Source organism: Paenibacillus sp. Z3-2 (assembly GCF_054161325.1).
This window is the reverse complement of record NZ_CP096397.1, coordinates 6302709-6316531: the sequence shown is the minus strand read 5'-3', so window position 1 is coordinate 6316531 and position 13823 is coordinate 6302709. Positions and strand designations below refer to the sequence as shown.

The following is a 13823-nucleotide window of genomic DNA, read 5'->3' as shown; positions in this document are numbered from 1 at the left end:
CGAGCAACGCCCATTTTTAAAATAAATGTAGAGATTGCATGTAGGTATTTGTCGATTTTCGTAGATGTACTTGTAGTATAAGTAACATCCCAAAGTCTGGGTCAAGAGTTGTGCAGAATGGTACAAACTTTTCATGTGACCCATCTCTGTACGTGAAATACACCTATAAAGGGGCATACCGATGGAGCAAACAATACAAGATATTGTCGTCATTTTCAATGATTTTCTATGGTCCAAAGTCTTAATTATACTTTTGGTAGTATGTGGTATATACTTCACCACCAAAACCCGATTCATGCAATTCCGCATGATTGGAGATATGATAAAGGTGCTTCGAGAACCGAAAAGCAAGGAATCAGGCAAAATTTCACCATTTCAGGCTTTCTGTATCAGTATGGCGGCCCGCGTAGGTACAGGGAATATTACCGGTATTGCACTGGCCATCGCTTTGGGAGGACCTGGTGCAATATTCTGGATGTGGATCATTGCAATTATCGGATCAGCCTCCAGTTTTGTGGAGAGCACGCTGGCTCAGATCTATAAAGTGAAGGATAAGGGCGGATTCCGTGGGGGTCCTGCGTATTATATGGAACGTGGGTTGGGCAAACGCTGGATGGGAATTCTATTTGCCATTCTCATTACGCTCTCATTCGGTTTGGTCTTTAATGCGGTGCAGTCCAATACGATTACTGTCGCATTCGAAAACTCATTCGGTACGGATCGGTTAACGGTGGGTATCATTATGGCTGTAATATTTGCAGGAATTATTATGGGCGGTGTCAAACGGATTGCAAAAGCATCGGAGTACATTGTCGTTGTACTTGCCGTATTATACATTGGGGTAGCGGCTTTTGTGGTGCTGGCGAACATTACCCAGCTTCCAGCCATGATCGCGTTGATCGTCAAAAGTGCCTTTGGCATTGAACAGGTCGCTGGAGGAACGTTGGGTGCTGCGCTGATGAACGGTGTAAAACGCGGATTGTTCTCCAATGAGGCGGGCATGGGTAGTGCCCCGAATGCCGCTGCAACAGCGGATGCAACACATCCGGTGAAGCAGGGACTTATTCAGGCTTTTGGCGTGCTGATAGATACGCTTGTTATATGTACAAGCACAGCCATGATTATTTTGCTATCCGGGGTGTACAAAGGTTCCAATCTGGGTGGCATTGAATTGACTCAGGCTGCATTAAGTGTACACATTGGCTCATGGGCATCAGGATTCCTGGCGGTCATGGTGTTCCTGTTTGCCTTCAGTACGCTAATCGGAAACTATTACTACGGTGAAACCAACATTGAATTTATCAAGTCCAACAAGGTTTGGCTGTGGGTATACCGTATTTGCGTTATCGCAATGGTGATTTTCGGTGCGGTTGCCAAGGTGCAGCTGGTATGGGATTTGGCAGACTTGTTCATGGGGCTCATGGTTGTGGTGAACCTGATTGCTATTCTGATGCTGTCCAAGGTGACATTTGAAGCACTGAAGGATTACAAGAAACAGAAAGCTGAAGGGCGTGACCCGATCTTTACACGGGACCGCATTCATATTCCGGGTGAGGTGGAGTGCTGGGAATCCGAAGCAGAAGTTATTGGGGATAAATCAGTCCATGTGCTGAAATAAGATGGAGCTGAATGGGGTTAATTCATACAAATAGACATAATAAACAGGACTTGGATTATCCATCATTGGGCAACCCGAGTCCTGTTTGTTACATACATAGTAGATTGTTCCTCGGACTAGCCGAAGTTCATCTAACAGATACATTATGATTGTTTGTTAATGGAGTAGCTAATCAGTTGTTCAGACAGAATCTTCATTCGCTCGCCTGTGTCATTGAGCTTCTCGATGACATCTGTGAAGGAGGATACAAGCGTCGCTTGTTCCTGTGAAGAGGCAGCGATCTGGGACACTTCAACTTCCATCTGTTTGATCACCTGTTGTACATCTCTCAGACTGGTATCGATATCACTTGTGGCTTGTTTGGCATCCACAGAGAGCTTCCGTACTTCGGATGCAACTACACCGAAGCCGGCACCCGCTTCACCAACACGGGCAGCTTCAATGGCGGCATTCAGGCCAAGCAAGTTCGTTTGTTCGGAGATTTCTCGAATGAACCCGGCTACCTTGTTGATTTGGGAAGAATTCTGAACAGCAAGTCTTGTGTTCTGCAAAATCTGCTCACTGGTTGCTTGCAATTCTTCGGCATGAGCGGCGACATGCTGCACCATATCAACCAGGTTACCATTGATGGTTTGATTTTCTTGTATAATGTCTTCAAGTTGGTTCTGATTCGATTGGTCGTAAGATACACAGAAAACAGCGACGACTTGTTGATGATCATCAAAGATCGGAATGTTCAGGGTATCCAGTTCAATACCAAATACCTCCTTGGGAATCGTAGAAAGGCTGGCTTCTCTTCCATTTTTTAAGACGGCAAAGTTTTGAAATGAATCCAAGAGCGCCATTCCTTTTTCAAAACCAAGGTCAAACCTATCATTGGTAATGACTTCCAATACCTTCTCGTGATCATATACCGTTAAGCTTGCTGGTTCTCTGAGAATCTGACTGATATAAGGCATTACTTTAAGCAGTGCATCTACAATGTTCATGGAATAGGACCATCCTTTCAATATTTGAACAAAATATATTAACGTTCTATGGAATGACTCTATCTATCATCGGACAGAAATGGCCTTTCGTGAACGGCATTCTCTTAAAAGAATGAACATTTTATGATTAAATTTTAAAATATTTCCCATCTAAAATGATTTATTGGATATAAGTGCTAGTTGTAACTATTTTTATATCAAGATATTTGTACGGATGTATATCAAATCTAGGACATGTGTCCTTTTGTGTACGTTAAATAGAGCAACGGAGGGGGAGTCGATATGAAAGAAATCATGGATTTTGGACTTGTGCGCCAGCTCGCACGTGAGAATGGGTTGGACCAGGTGCTGGACGAGCCTGCACTCGCAGAATTAAGACTGCTGGAGGCTGCCAAAGGCGAATTGATCTGTGCCAAAGGTGAACGACCTGAACGATTGTATTTTCTTGTACAGGGTAAGCTCAAGATCTATACCACACTGTCTAACGGCAAGTCTCTGTTGCTCCGTTTCAGTACACCATTAGCACTCGTGGGCGATCTGGAGCTGGTTAATGGCAAGGAGGCCAAGAATACGGTAGAGTCTGTGAGCAACAGTCTGTTGCTTGGTATTAGCTATCGCTCTCTCCAGAATACGTATGCAGAGAATCCTAAATTTCTTCACTTCATGCTCAGTCAAGTTACGCACAAGTTGGACACCTTCTCCAACCTGTCCAGTCTGAATATGCTATATCCGGTAGAGAGTCGATTTGCCAGCTACCTGTTGTCCACGATGGACCCGAACGAGCCCTCCTCGGAAGAGATTCAGACCTCCAAACTGACCGAACTGGCGGATATGCTGGGTACCAGCTACAGACATCTCAACAGGGTCATTCACGAGCTGTGTAATCGAAATATTATTCGCAAAGTGCAGCGGAAGCTTATAATCTGTGATCTGGAACAACTGCGCGCCATCGCGGGAGGCAATATATATGAGTGATGGCTTATAAACTAAAGGCCAAGCTGGCGTATCTATATGACATGACCTAATAAAATACAATAAAACACAACCAAGAGCACCCTCCGGAATATACCAGAGGGTGCTCTTGGTGCACCGCGCTTCAAGCAGATTAGATATCGCCGCGTTGCTCAAACAATTGAGCGATCTCTACAATGACACGAGTTGCCTTAACCATATTGTCTACCGATACATATTCGAATTTGCCATGGTAGTTCTCACCGCCAGTAAATATATTCGGTGTTGGCATGCCCATATACGATAGCTGGGAACCGTCAGTACCTCCTCGGATCGGGCGAATAACCGGTTCGATGTCCAGTCGGGTCATGGCTTCATGGGCAATGTCTACAATCTGGCGTACCGGTTCGATTTTCTCACGCATGTTATAGTACTGGTCATTCAACTCTACAGTGATGCTTTTCTCTCCGTATTTGGTCTTCAGTTCGTTTGCGATATGGAGCAGATTTGTTTTACGCTCTTCAAACTTCTTCCGGTCAAAATCACGGATGATGTAGCTCATTTTCGTCAGCTCAACGTCACCCTCCATGGACAACAGATGGTAGAACCCATCATAACCATCCGTGAATTCGGGAGCTTCTTCTGCAGGCAGGCGTCGATTCAATTCCATCGCGATTTTCAGAGAGTTCACCATTTTATCCTTCGCTGTTCCTGGATGTACATTGGTGCCTCGTAATGTAATCTTGGCGGCAGCTGCGTTAAAGCTCTCGTATTCCAGCTCACCAAGGGGTCCGCCGTCGACCGTGTAAGCATATTTGGCTCCAAAAGCAGCTACGTCGAATTTGTGGGGTCCACGGCCAATCTCTTCATCCGGGGTAAATGCAACCCGAATCTTACCGTGTTTCACTTCCGGGTGCTCAATCAGATAGGCCATCGCCGTCATAATCTCGGCAATGCCAGCTTTATTGTCTGCCCCAAGCAGCGTTGTACCGTCCGTTGTAATCAGCGTGTGGCCGTTATATTCGTGGAGTTCCGGGAAATCCTTGTTGGACAGCACAACGTCCAGTTCCGAATTCAGAACAATGTCACCACCGTCATAGTTATCGATAACCTGCGGTTTAACATCTTTACCTGTAAAATCGGTCGCTGTATCAAGGTGAGCCAGGAAACCAATCACGGGAACATCCTTGTCGGTATTGGACGGCAATGTAGCCATGACATAACCGTTCTCATCCATTGTCACTTCCTGTAGACCAATGGAGTTACATTCTTCCACGAGCAGTTTGCCCAATTCCAACTGGCCGGATGTGGAAGGGCATGTCTCACTATTTTCATCGGATTGGGTGTCCATCCGAACATAAGTACTCAGTCTTTGAATTAATATATCCTTCATCTATAATCTCTCCCTAGTTTGAGTAGTATATAAGTTGAACTACTTGTTTTACACTGATCCACTACGAGGTCAGAATAACCTTCTGATCGCTGTTATCCCCAGATTTTTTGATCCAATTTTACAAAGGTGAAAATCTGAGGATAAAGGCGAACGCTTCGCTTCTACAGGTTATTTCTGCCCTCTCCGTTATCGTGTAACCGTTAGTCACAACTTATGTGAATTGGGTATAGTATTCTTGCGTATCTCTATGGTTATCATATCATGTTTTGCAGTCATTTCCAGAATGGGCAGAACCGATATGTGAGGATGACCAGTATCCAAAAGGGCCCTAGGCACCAAAATGTACGTACTTGCATTTCCATACGTCAGGTTCATAATAATCAGTGAAGAAAGGATGTGTTCAAGACATGCCATTTATCACCGTTAAGGTACTGGAAGGCAAGACGACGGAGCAGAAACGTCAGTTGATTGAACGTATGACCCAAGTGGCTTGTGAGACACTGGATGTTGATCCGAGCAAGGTCTTTATCTTCATTGAGGATCTGGAGAAGGACAACTATGGCAAGAACGGGAAACTGTTTTCGGACTTGGACCAATAAGTAAGGTTTCATAAATATCATGATTAAGGAACAGGAGGTGCAGTATAAATGACTGAGAAATTATTTTCCCCCTATCAATTTAAAAATTTGCAATTAAGTAACCGTGTCGTCATGGCACCGATGTGCCAATATTCCGTGACGGCGAAGGATGGCATCCCGAACGATTGGCATCAGGTTCACTATGTGAGCCGCGCGGTTGGAGGTACAGGACTGATTGTAATCGAGATGACGGATGTGGACCCAGATGGACGCATTACGGACAATGACTTGGGAATATGGTCAGATGAGCATATCCCTGCCTTCACCAAACTTGTCGATGGAATCCATGCTTACGGCTCCAAAGTAGCCATTCAGATTGCACATGCGGGACGGAAAGCAGAGGATGCAGAGCAACCCGTTGCCCCGTCAGTGGTCACATTCCCTGGAGAGAAGTACAAGGAACCTCGTGCTTTGAGTACGGAAGAGGCAGAAGGCATGGTGCAGAAGTTCGCAGACGGTGTTCGCCGCGCAGTACAGGCGGGAGTGGATGCAATTGAGCTGCATGGCGCACACGGGTACCTTATTCACCAGTTCCATTCTCCGCTGATGAACCATCGCGAGGATGTGTATGGGCAGGATCTGTCCCGTTTTGGGGTTGAAGTCATTCGTGCTGTGAAAAAGGAAATGCCGGAAGGCATGCCGCTCATTTTGCGGATTTCGGCTGTAGAATACGCGGATGGTGGATATGACATCGAGCATACGATTCATATCTCCCGTGCCTACCAGGACGCAGGCGTGGACATGTTCCATGTCAGCTCAGGCGGTGAAGGCCCTTCCGGACAACGGAAACCTGGTAACTATCCAGGTTACCAATTGCCATTTGCCCGTCGTTTCCGTGAAGAATTAAACGTTCCTGTCATCGCAGTGGGAATGCTCGAGGATGCAGCTCTGGCTCAGGCGGTTATTGGCAACGGAGATGCGGATCTGGTTGCGGTTGGCAGAGGTATGCTGCGCGATCCGTACTGGGCGAACCATGCGGCTCTGGAACTGGGTGTCAGCAAGGATCAAGCCGCCATTGCGGAGCAATATTCTCGTGGATACTAATTTGCTCTAAATTATATTTACACTTGCCACTCCGATGACAGAATAACCTTCCGATCGCTGTTATCCCCAGATTTTTTGATTCACTTTTACAAAGGTGAAAATCTGAGGATAAAGGCGAACGCTCCGCTTCTTCAGGCTATTTCTGTCCTCTGCGTTTTCGTGTATATGTTAGTGCAAATTTTATATAGTAAAATAGGCCACAGCATGGGTTAAACCTCATTCTGTGGCCTGATTTTGTATGATGACTATGCCCTTCGAGTTGCTTCATAGACGAATTTTTGATTTGACTGTGTAAGTGGCTGATCCGGATTAAAATCAGCGTACACTTTGATGTCGGAGAATCCAATATGTTCGAGAATTAGGCGTAACTCTTCTACGCCGTACCAACGCAGGGTAAGTTGTTGCATCTCGGTAGCAACAAGAGCGCCCTGATGCCATTGTTCATAGCGAATCAGACTCACTTTGTACTGGTGAAGAAGGTTCACTTCGATGGTTTTCACTTCTACCGTGATCGTATCACCATCGGGTAATGGTACGGTTGATGTTTCTACCGAAGAGGGCTGTGTCACATCGGGCAGAAACAGATCAAAAACGAGCTTGCCTCCAGGTTCCAGATGTTGAAATAGATTACGCAATGCGTTAATCGACGCCTGTCTGTCTTGGATGAGGAGCAGAGAACCTCCGGGAATGATAATGGCTTCGTATCGATACGGAAGATCAAGCTTCTCCAGATCGGCAACGAACAGCTCAGGCATGGGCAATGCCCGCTCCTTGCAACGAGAACGGCAGGAGTCAATCATATCTGTTGAGTAATCAAGGCCATCTACTTTCAGCCCAGCTTCAAGCAAAGGAATGAGCACTCGGCCAGAACCAGACATGGCTTCAAGGATACGTCCTTTGCAGCCTCGAAGGTAATGGCGATAGAATTCAATGTCTCCTCCCAAGGAGTGTCCCAAGGGTTTCGTTAGATCATAAACGGCGGTGCATAATGGACCATAATAACGGAATGACATGGCATAGGTATCCCCCACATTTAAATGTAATTGATTGAAAACGTGGAAGGGAGGTCATTAAGATTATCCCTTCCGGTAACGGTTGGAATTGGATTTTTCAGAGCAGACTATCATGGGGATCACGCACCTTTTATGTAATATGTTCCAATTATATACTATACGAACCAATTTGACATCTATCTTCAAAACTCAAACAATGAATGAGATATATCCAAGGAGGCGATACGAGTGGAATCATCATCAAGTGCATTACCGGATATCCGGCAGGAACTTTTGCTTCATGCACCTGTAGAGAGAGTGTGGGAGATGGTCTCGACAGCGGAAGGACTGGGGACCTGGTTCATGCCAGGGAATCTGGAAGCCGTAGAAGGTCATGAATTTATATTGGAAGCAGGACCCTTTGGTCAATCGCCTTGTCAGGTGACGGAGGTACTTCCGCTACAGAAGTTATCATTTCGATGGGGGAAAGACTGGACTTTGACGTTCCAACTGCTTGAACAGCCGGAAGGGACGGATTTCACACTGATTCACAGCGGTTGGGATGCGGATAAACTGACTGAGTTTGGACAGGCTCACGCCATGGTGCGCGAACGTATGGAGCAGGGATGGGCCGGGATTGTTCAGAAGCTTGCCCAAGTTGTGAAGTAGAAGCGAACAAGCGTCGCTGGCTGCAGACTGAACAGTTTCGAAAACGCCAAGATTAGATACAAGAATTAAGTGCAACCCCAGGTCGATCCGCCCGTTCACTCGGTGGAAGTCGGCTTGGGGTTCTTTCAACGGCTTACGCCGATCATGCGGTGGAGGCATTCGAGCTGCATGCACTGGGTTATGTACTTAAACCGGTACGTAAGAGACGTGGAACAATTCGAGAGAGCCGTGGTCTACAATGCCATCACATCAGACAATGTTGATGACCTGAGGCATATGATTCCACTCTATCGTGCTGATTATCTGGAAGGGCGTGATTACTACTGGGCGAGAGCCAAAGCAAGGGAACTCCGGTGCACATCATCCGGAGCCTGAAACAAGCAGGTAATATAGGAACCTGACACATCATAAGTTCAGGTAGGAGGGTGAGGCGTGAAACTATTCATACACCGCAAAGATCTGCGTACGGATGATCTGGCTGCATTCGATGATTTGCGGGAACACGAAGATGAGAGTGTGCATGTACTCATCTATGATCCATTTCTGCTGCGCCAGAGCCGAGAGAAGGAACACAGCGGCGTTAATTTTCTACAGCATGCGGCGAAACTAGGTAGACAGTATCTTGAAGCCAGACGAAAACTGCATGTTGTTTATGGCAAACCGGCTGAAGTGGTTGATTTCATCCTTAAGTATTTCAAAGACGATATTAATGAGATTGTGGTCCACCGGGACATGACGCCATATGCGATGGAGCGGGACAGAGCCATACGTAAGGTTAGTGAGGCGTACGATGTTTCGTTCACGCAATTGACGGATCATCTACTGATGGATTTGAATGGATTTGCACATTTTACAGGCAAGTCGGAGCCTTATAAGGTATTTGCGGCTTTCCATCGGCGGTGGGTGGAGTTCATGAATGAACATCCCAACCCTCCTTCGACAACAACGGTTGCAGAGTTGAAGGTGAGTAATCGCCAGATTGAATGGCCGGATGCGATGAGGGTACCTCCGGAGTTGCTGGAGTCCAGTGATTCGGATGATGATGACCCGCATCTTATGCTGGATCAATTCTTATCGGATAGAATTGCTGAATACGGTGATCATCGGGATGAATATGAGGCCTACGAACCGAGCCATCTCAGTTCTTACGTGGCAGTGGGGGCTGTATCCATTCGCAAGATGTATGATGCGGCGAGCCGCACGGCAGAGGCAGGGGAATGGATCAGGCAGCTGTGCTTCCGTGACTTCTACCTGTATCGGGCAGTCTATGAGAGTCACTATTTTACATATGATCAATCAAACGTTCCGTCTTGGTCATATCCAGTTCACTCCTGAAAAATCATAGGTTATACTGACAGGATTTGTCACAGTATTAGTATAAAATAGAGTCAGGAACGGGACAACAGCACAGGCCTGAGAAAAAATCGAGTGGAAGGGTGAAAAATATGGAACAAGATCGATCTGCTGCGTTGGTACATAAGAAAGCGACTACGATCATCGGTTTGCAATGGGAGGGCACTTTCGCGGAGGCGGGAGCGGGAGGCATCCGAGTCGTACAAGCGGAATTCAAGCGTCGTCTGCATGAAATCACGGATCTGCTTCATCCGGATGAACTTCTGGGGCTGTCTTATCATATGACAAATGAAGGATTCGTCCATTATGTAGCGGTCCAGGTCGGTGAAAGGGGAGCACAGTTGATTCCGAAAGGCATGGTGAATATCCATGTTCCGGCCCATGACTATGCAGCGTGTAGCCATGTGAAAGGACAGCCCGTGGAATCCTCCTACAATCGTATCTATGCCTGGATAGAGGATCAGGGTCATAAGGTATCGGAAGGTCCTCTTACACACTATGAAGTGTACCCGATGAATCAGGATCCATATGATCCAGAGCCCGAGTTTACCATTTTTATACCAGTAGAACCAAAATAAAATAATTTAAGGATTGAGGGCTTTAAGACCGCGTACTCGCGGTCTTTTTTACATATATAGACATGAAAATAGTGTGAAATATGATGAAAATTTAGGAATTGTTAAGAAAATGGACTACCCATCTTAAGCATTATGGCTTTTAATAGATAGAGAGCTTTATCGTATTAAGTCATATCTGACATATTGACGAACACATGAAGGAGAAACGTTAACATGAGTGAAACACTGAAAAGAGAGCGGATTCCGGAGCTGAATCTGGTACGTGCCATGGCGATTATCGGCGTACTGAGTGTGCATTCCACTTCTTACGCGACGGTGGACATGACCGGTTCGGGCTATTACTGGCTGTACAACTTTATTAATATCTTTATGAAATATGGTACGCCTACCTTTATTTTTATGAGCAGTTTCGTACTGTTCTATAACTATTATTCCCGTCCGCTGGACAAGAAACTCGTAAGTAACTTTTACAAGAAAAGATTTGTGTATATTTTGCTTCCATATTTCCTGTTCTCATTGATGTATTTTGTTATCCTGCATTTCACACATTACCAGGGCCGACCGTTCGGTGAATCCACATTAAGTTTCATTACGAAATTGTTTACGGGTAAGGCCTATACACATCTGTACTTTGTGTTTATTAACATGCAATTCTATCTGTTATTCCCATTGGTGTTATGGCTGCTCAAGAAGTATCCTTCCGTGGTGAAATGGTCTGTACCCATTGGGTTATTGATTCAATGGGCATTCATCGTAAGTAATAAATATGGATTCCAGGTACCCAATAAGGGAAGCTGGGCATTCTCGTACTTTTCCTATTTCATGCTTGGGGCATTTATCGGGGTGTACTTTCCTAAAATCAAGCAATGGTTCGTTATCAGTCGGGCTAATGCAACCAAAGGGCGCGTAGCTTCATGGATTCTGCTCTGGGCGGTGTGGATCATTGCCGGACTGGGCCATGTGTACATCTATTATCAGCTGCGTTTGAAGATTGCAACGTATAACACACTGTGGTATGAATTCTTCTGGAATGTGCATACCTTCGCTTGTGCGCTGGTACTCATCCAGATCTCTTATCTGCTATACCGCAAAGGGCCGTCGCTAATCGTTAAACCGCTGAACCGTCTTGGGGCACTGTCTTTTGGAATCTATCTGATCCATCCATTCTTCCTGCTGGTGTATCGGAATTATCCACCGCAAACAGGAGTGTCGTGGTTAGTGCATCTGTGGTATGCCGGAGGATTCGGTGTAGCTCTAATCGCTTCGTGGATCGTCGTTGGATTGACGGCAAGGTTCGTTCCATATGCATGGGTGATCTTTGGCAATCTGCCAAAACCGAAACCACGTCTGGCGCCACAACAGAACTCGGGGCAATTGGACGTTCGTTAAGATACACTGCCAATACAGGAATAATAAACCGTTTCTTGGTCGACCTTAGGGGAGAGCAGGAAACGGTTTTTTTGGTCTATTCATATGAGTGTGATGTGGGGAACGGGTGTTTCTTTATCATGTACGAGGGGTAATCATAAGTCGGAACGGAACTTCTAAGAACAGGATTAAGGTGAGAAAAATGACAACATGCGATAAATGCGGGAGACCGATGCAAGATATATTGGAATATGTGGAACACATTCTTCACGAATGCAGTGAACAGACACAGGAGTACAATTCGAAAGATTATCAGGCCTATGGCCATGACGGTGTTCACGAGCAGATGTGATACAATAGAAAGAAACCGGATTCATTCGGAACCGAGGTGACAACATGGAGACGGGGCCAGCCCCTTTCCGGCAAGGAAAGACGGAACAAGAAGCGCGATTGACCAAGACATGCATGTATTGCGGACAACAGCGGTCGATGTCCGAATTCCGGCGCAGAACCGGAAAGCGGGCAGGCCCCGGAGCCAGACGGGGAGCCTGTCGCAGCTGTCGTCAGCTCGGTGGACAGGCTGATCACGATACCGGTTCAAGCGTGAGCGAACAAACGAATGAACGGATCGGGCGTCAACGGGATGGCTTGGAGACCCGTGAGGTTACTGACCGGCCGTCTGCCTCAGCGAAGAATGAACGAGAGCGGACTGTTTATGTGAAGCAGAGATCTGCTGCCATGACTGAGCCGGAGGGACGTCTGGACTCACTGCCCTTGGCTGAGTCATCTTCTGCAGAGGATGAACATCCCGCACATGCTGACTTGGTGACTTCTTCAGGTACTTCTTCCTCGGGCAACCGGAAGAAGAGGAGAAGACGCCGGAAGAGCAAACGTGCAGAGATTCTCACGGGCAATGAGCAAGCGGAGACGAGCTTAGAGCGTGATGGCTCGGCAGGTCAGTTGGGAGCTGAGCCACAGCCACGTGAGCGCTGGCGTGGGGAAGAAGGGCATTCGCAGGGCCATGCTGCTGCGAATGATAAGGGCATTGCACAGCGGGCTGGCGCGAGAGCTGCCGCTGCAGACCAGGCCGCCGAGCAGACCGCGGCGGCCCAAGCTCTGCTGCCGACTGAGCCGCAAGGCCCGGCAGCAGAGCCCATGGCTGCGGATCAACAGACCGCAGCCAAACGCAAGCGCAAGCGGCGCCGCAAGCGTGCTGCCGCGCTCGCGCCCGGCGCAGGGCAGGCCCGCAGCGTAGCTGCTGAGGCCCATGCGCCGGCCCTGAGCGACCGTGGCGATGCCACCACGGTCGCTGCACCTACGGCGGCGGAGGCACAGCCTGCCGCCACCGGGCGCGAGCCTGGGCAAGCGCCGGGGGCTGCTGCGGAGGCAGGGCCTCCTGCGCCCGTGCGCCAGCCTGGCTCGCCAGGGTCCAAGCCGCGCCAGGCGCGCAAGGAGCGTGCGCCCAAGGCGAACGGCGAAGAAGCTGCCCGTAGTACAACAGGGCAGCGCCCCGCGCATTCCAGCCGCAGTCACGCAGCTGGAATGGACGGCCGTCCCCGCCGTCAGACTCCGGCGACCCCGGTGGCCATCGACCCGGAAGATCCGGCTTCGCTCCGGACCAACCGACAAGGTATGGTACGGATGCGAGGCAAGACGGACAAGGGCAGGCGTTGGCATCAGGAAGTGGACATGGAGCTTGCGGTCACGCTGGTCAAGGAAAAAGCTGCTGTGGTGGTCAATCGGTACACGATTCGTCGATTGTTCAGCAATAAGGATTTCAAGCGGTATATTTTGACCCGGGATCACTACACCTGTTACTTCTGTGGATCGTATGGAGATACGATTGACCATCTGCTGCCGCGTGCCAAAGGTGGACATACCACCCCGCTCAACTGTGTCTGCGCCTGCAATCTGTGCAACCAGTCCAAAGCAGCGATGGATGCCGAAGAGTTCATGCGTTCAGGCATTCCGGAATGGAATGCAGCACATCAGGCAGAATTAATTGAACTTGCAATGCAGGAAGCACAGCTGGAATAAACGGATACGATACCCCCAACATAGTGTGAATAGGGGTTCTCATAATAAAAGCACACCAAGACCGAAGAGGTCGAGGCGTGCTTTTATTATTTTGGTGGAACGTAAGTTTGCTGTGCAATAATTTCTTCAAATTGACAACGGTGTTCATCGAAGATGTACGTTATACTGGGAGGACGTTAGTTAGGATGTGTTT

General features: G+C 47.8%; 12 protein-coding genes and 1 pseudogene. 10 read left to right on the top strand and 3 right to left on the bottom strand.

Going from position 1 to position 13823, the window contains the following annotated elements:
- The first annotated feature begins 181 nt into the window (after positions 1-181).
- Positions 182-1618, top strand: coding sequence for an alanine/glycine:cation symporter family protein (locus tag M1D71_RS28180; RefSeq protein WP_458124560.1), 1437 nt, complete (start codon positions 182-184; stop codon positions 1616-1618).
- A 143-nt stretch (positions 1619-1761) separates the two neighbouring features.
- Here M1D71_RS28180 and M1D71_RS28175 read toward each other — a convergent pair whose 3' ends face one another.
- The gene (locus M1D71_RS28175; protein ID WP_458127372.1) at positions 1762-2226 is read right to left on the bottom strand and encodes a methyl-accepting chemotaxis protein; all 465 of its coding nucleotides are present in this window, start codon (positions 2224-2226) and stop codon (positions 1762-1764) included.
- A 663-nt stretch (positions 2227-2889) separates the two neighbouring features.
- On the opposite strand from M1D71_RS28175, the gene M1D71_RS28170 reads away from it, so the two are divergent.
- Positions 2890-3582: a Crp/Fnr family transcriptional regulator gene (locus M1D71_RS28170; protein WP_458124559.1), complete on the top strand. Its 693-nt coding sequence runs from the start codon at positions 2890-2892 to the stop codon at positions 3580-3582.
- Positions 3583-3712: 130 nt separating this feature from the next.
- Here M1D71_RS28170 and pepT read toward each other — a convergent pair whose 3' ends face one another.
- A complete protein-coding gene (gene pepT / locus M1D71_RS28165; RefSeq protein ID WP_458124558.1) occupies positions 3713-4951 on the bottom strand; it encodes a peptidase T in 1239 nt (412 codons plus the stop codon).
- A gap of 407 nt (positions 4952-5358) precedes the next feature.
- Between pepT and M1D71_RS28160 the strand changes: the two genes are divergently transcribed.
- Positions 5359-5550, top strand: a complete 192-nt coding sequence (locus tag M1D71_RS28160) for a tautomerase family protein (RefSeq protein WP_458124557.1) — start codon at positions 5359-5361, stop codon at positions 5548-5550.
- Positions 5551-5598: 48 nt separating this feature from the next.
- Positions 5599-6633, top strand: coding sequence for an NADH:flavin oxidoreductase/NADH oxidase (locus M1D71_RS28155; RefSeq protein ID WP_458124556.1), 1035 nt, complete (start codon positions 5599-5601; stop codon positions 6631-6633).
- Between the two features lie 245 nt (positions 6634-6878).
- Here the strand turns inward: M1D71_RS28155 and M1D71_RS28150 are convergent, their stop codons facing one another.
- Positions 6879-7646, bottom strand: coding sequence for a class I SAM-dependent methyltransferase (locus tag M1D71_RS28150; protein WP_458124555.1), 768 nt, complete (start codon positions 7644-7646; stop codon positions 6879-6881).
- Between the two features lie 228 nt (positions 7647-7874).
- On the opposite strand from M1D71_RS28150, the gene M1D71_RS28145 reads away from it, so the two are divergent.
- The 6 genes and pseudogenes from M1D71_RS28145 to M1D71_RS28120 all read left to right on the top strand — a co-directional run.
- A complete protein-coding gene (locus M1D71_RS28145) occupies positions 7875-8294 on the top strand; it encodes an SRPBCC family protein (RefSeq protein ID WP_458124554.1) in 420 nt (139 codons plus the stop codon).
- A 168-nt stretch (positions 8295-8462) separates the two neighbouring features.
- The gene (locus M1D71_RS28140) at positions 8463-8669 is read left to right on the top strand and encodes a hypothetical protein (RefSeq protein WP_458124553.1); all 207 of its coding nucleotides are present in this window, start codon (positions 8463-8465) and stop codon (positions 8667-8669) included.
- A gap of 57 nt (positions 8670-8726) precedes the next feature.
- Entirely contained in the window at positions 8727-9629 is a 903-nt protein-coding gene (locus M1D71_RS28135; RefSeq protein ID WP_458124552.1) for a deoxyribodipyrimidine photo-lyase, read from the top strand.
- A gap of 110 nt (positions 9630-9739) precedes the next feature.
- Positions 9740-10225 (top strand): GyrI-like domain-containing protein, encoded by a 486-nt coding sequence (locus M1D71_RS28130; RefSeq protein WP_458124551.1) that lies wholly within the window; start codon positions 9740-9742, stop codon positions 10223-10225.
- Between the two features lie 213 nt (positions 10226-10438).
- Complete coding sequence (locus tag M1D71_RS28125) at positions 10439-11614, top strand: acyltransferase (protein WP_458124550.1); 1176 nt, start codon at positions 10439-10441, stop codon at positions 11612-11614.
- A 1578-nt stretch (positions 11615-13192) separates the two neighbouring features.
- A pseudogene (locus M1D71_RS28120) lies at positions 13193-13630 on the top strand (HNH endonuclease); the annotation flags it as partial.
- Positions 13631-13823 lie beyond the last annotated feature (193 nt).

Bases quoted from the DNA above. Each gene is read 5' to 3' on its own strand.
- pepT (WP_458124558.1), bottom strand. From the start codon at position 4,951: ATGAAGGATATATTAATTCAAAGACTGAGTACTTATGTTCGGATGGAC.
- M1D71_RS28140 (WP_458124553.1), top strand. From the start codon at position 8,463: ATGCACTGGGTTATGTACTTAAACCGGTACGTAAGAGACGTGGAACAA.
- M1D71_RS28180 (WP_458124560.1), top strand. From the start codon at position 182: ATGGAGCAAACAATACAAGATATTGTCGTCATTTTCAATGATTTTCTA.
- M1D71_RS28150 (WP_458124555.1), bottom strand. From the start codon at position 7,646: ATGTCATTCCGTTATTATGGTCCATTATGCACCGCCGTTTATGATCTA.
- M1D71_RS28155 (WP_458124556.1), top strand. From the start codon at position 5,599: ATGACTGAGAAATTATTTTCCCCCTATCAATTTAAAAATTTGCAATTA.
- M1D71_RS28175 (WP_458127372.1), bottom strand. From the start codon at position 2,226: ATGGTGCAGCATGTCGCCGCTCATGCCGAAGAATTGCAAGCAACCAGT.
- M1D71_RS28160 (WP_458124557.1), top strand. From the start codon at position 5,359: ATGCCATTTATCACCGTTAAGGTACTGGAAGGCAAGACGACGGAGCAG.
- M1D71_RS28170 (WP_458124559.1), top strand. From the start codon at position 2,890: ATGAAAGAAATCATGGATTTTGGACTTGTGCGCCAGCTCGCACGTGAG.
- M1D71_RS28130 (WP_458124551.1), top strand. From the start codon at position 9,740: ATGGAACAAGATCGATCTGCTGCGTTGGTACATAAGAAAGCGACTACG.
- M1D71_RS28125 (WP_458124550.1), top strand. From the start codon at position 10,439: ATGAGTGAAACACTGAAAAGAGAGCGGATTCCGGAGCTGAATCTGGTA.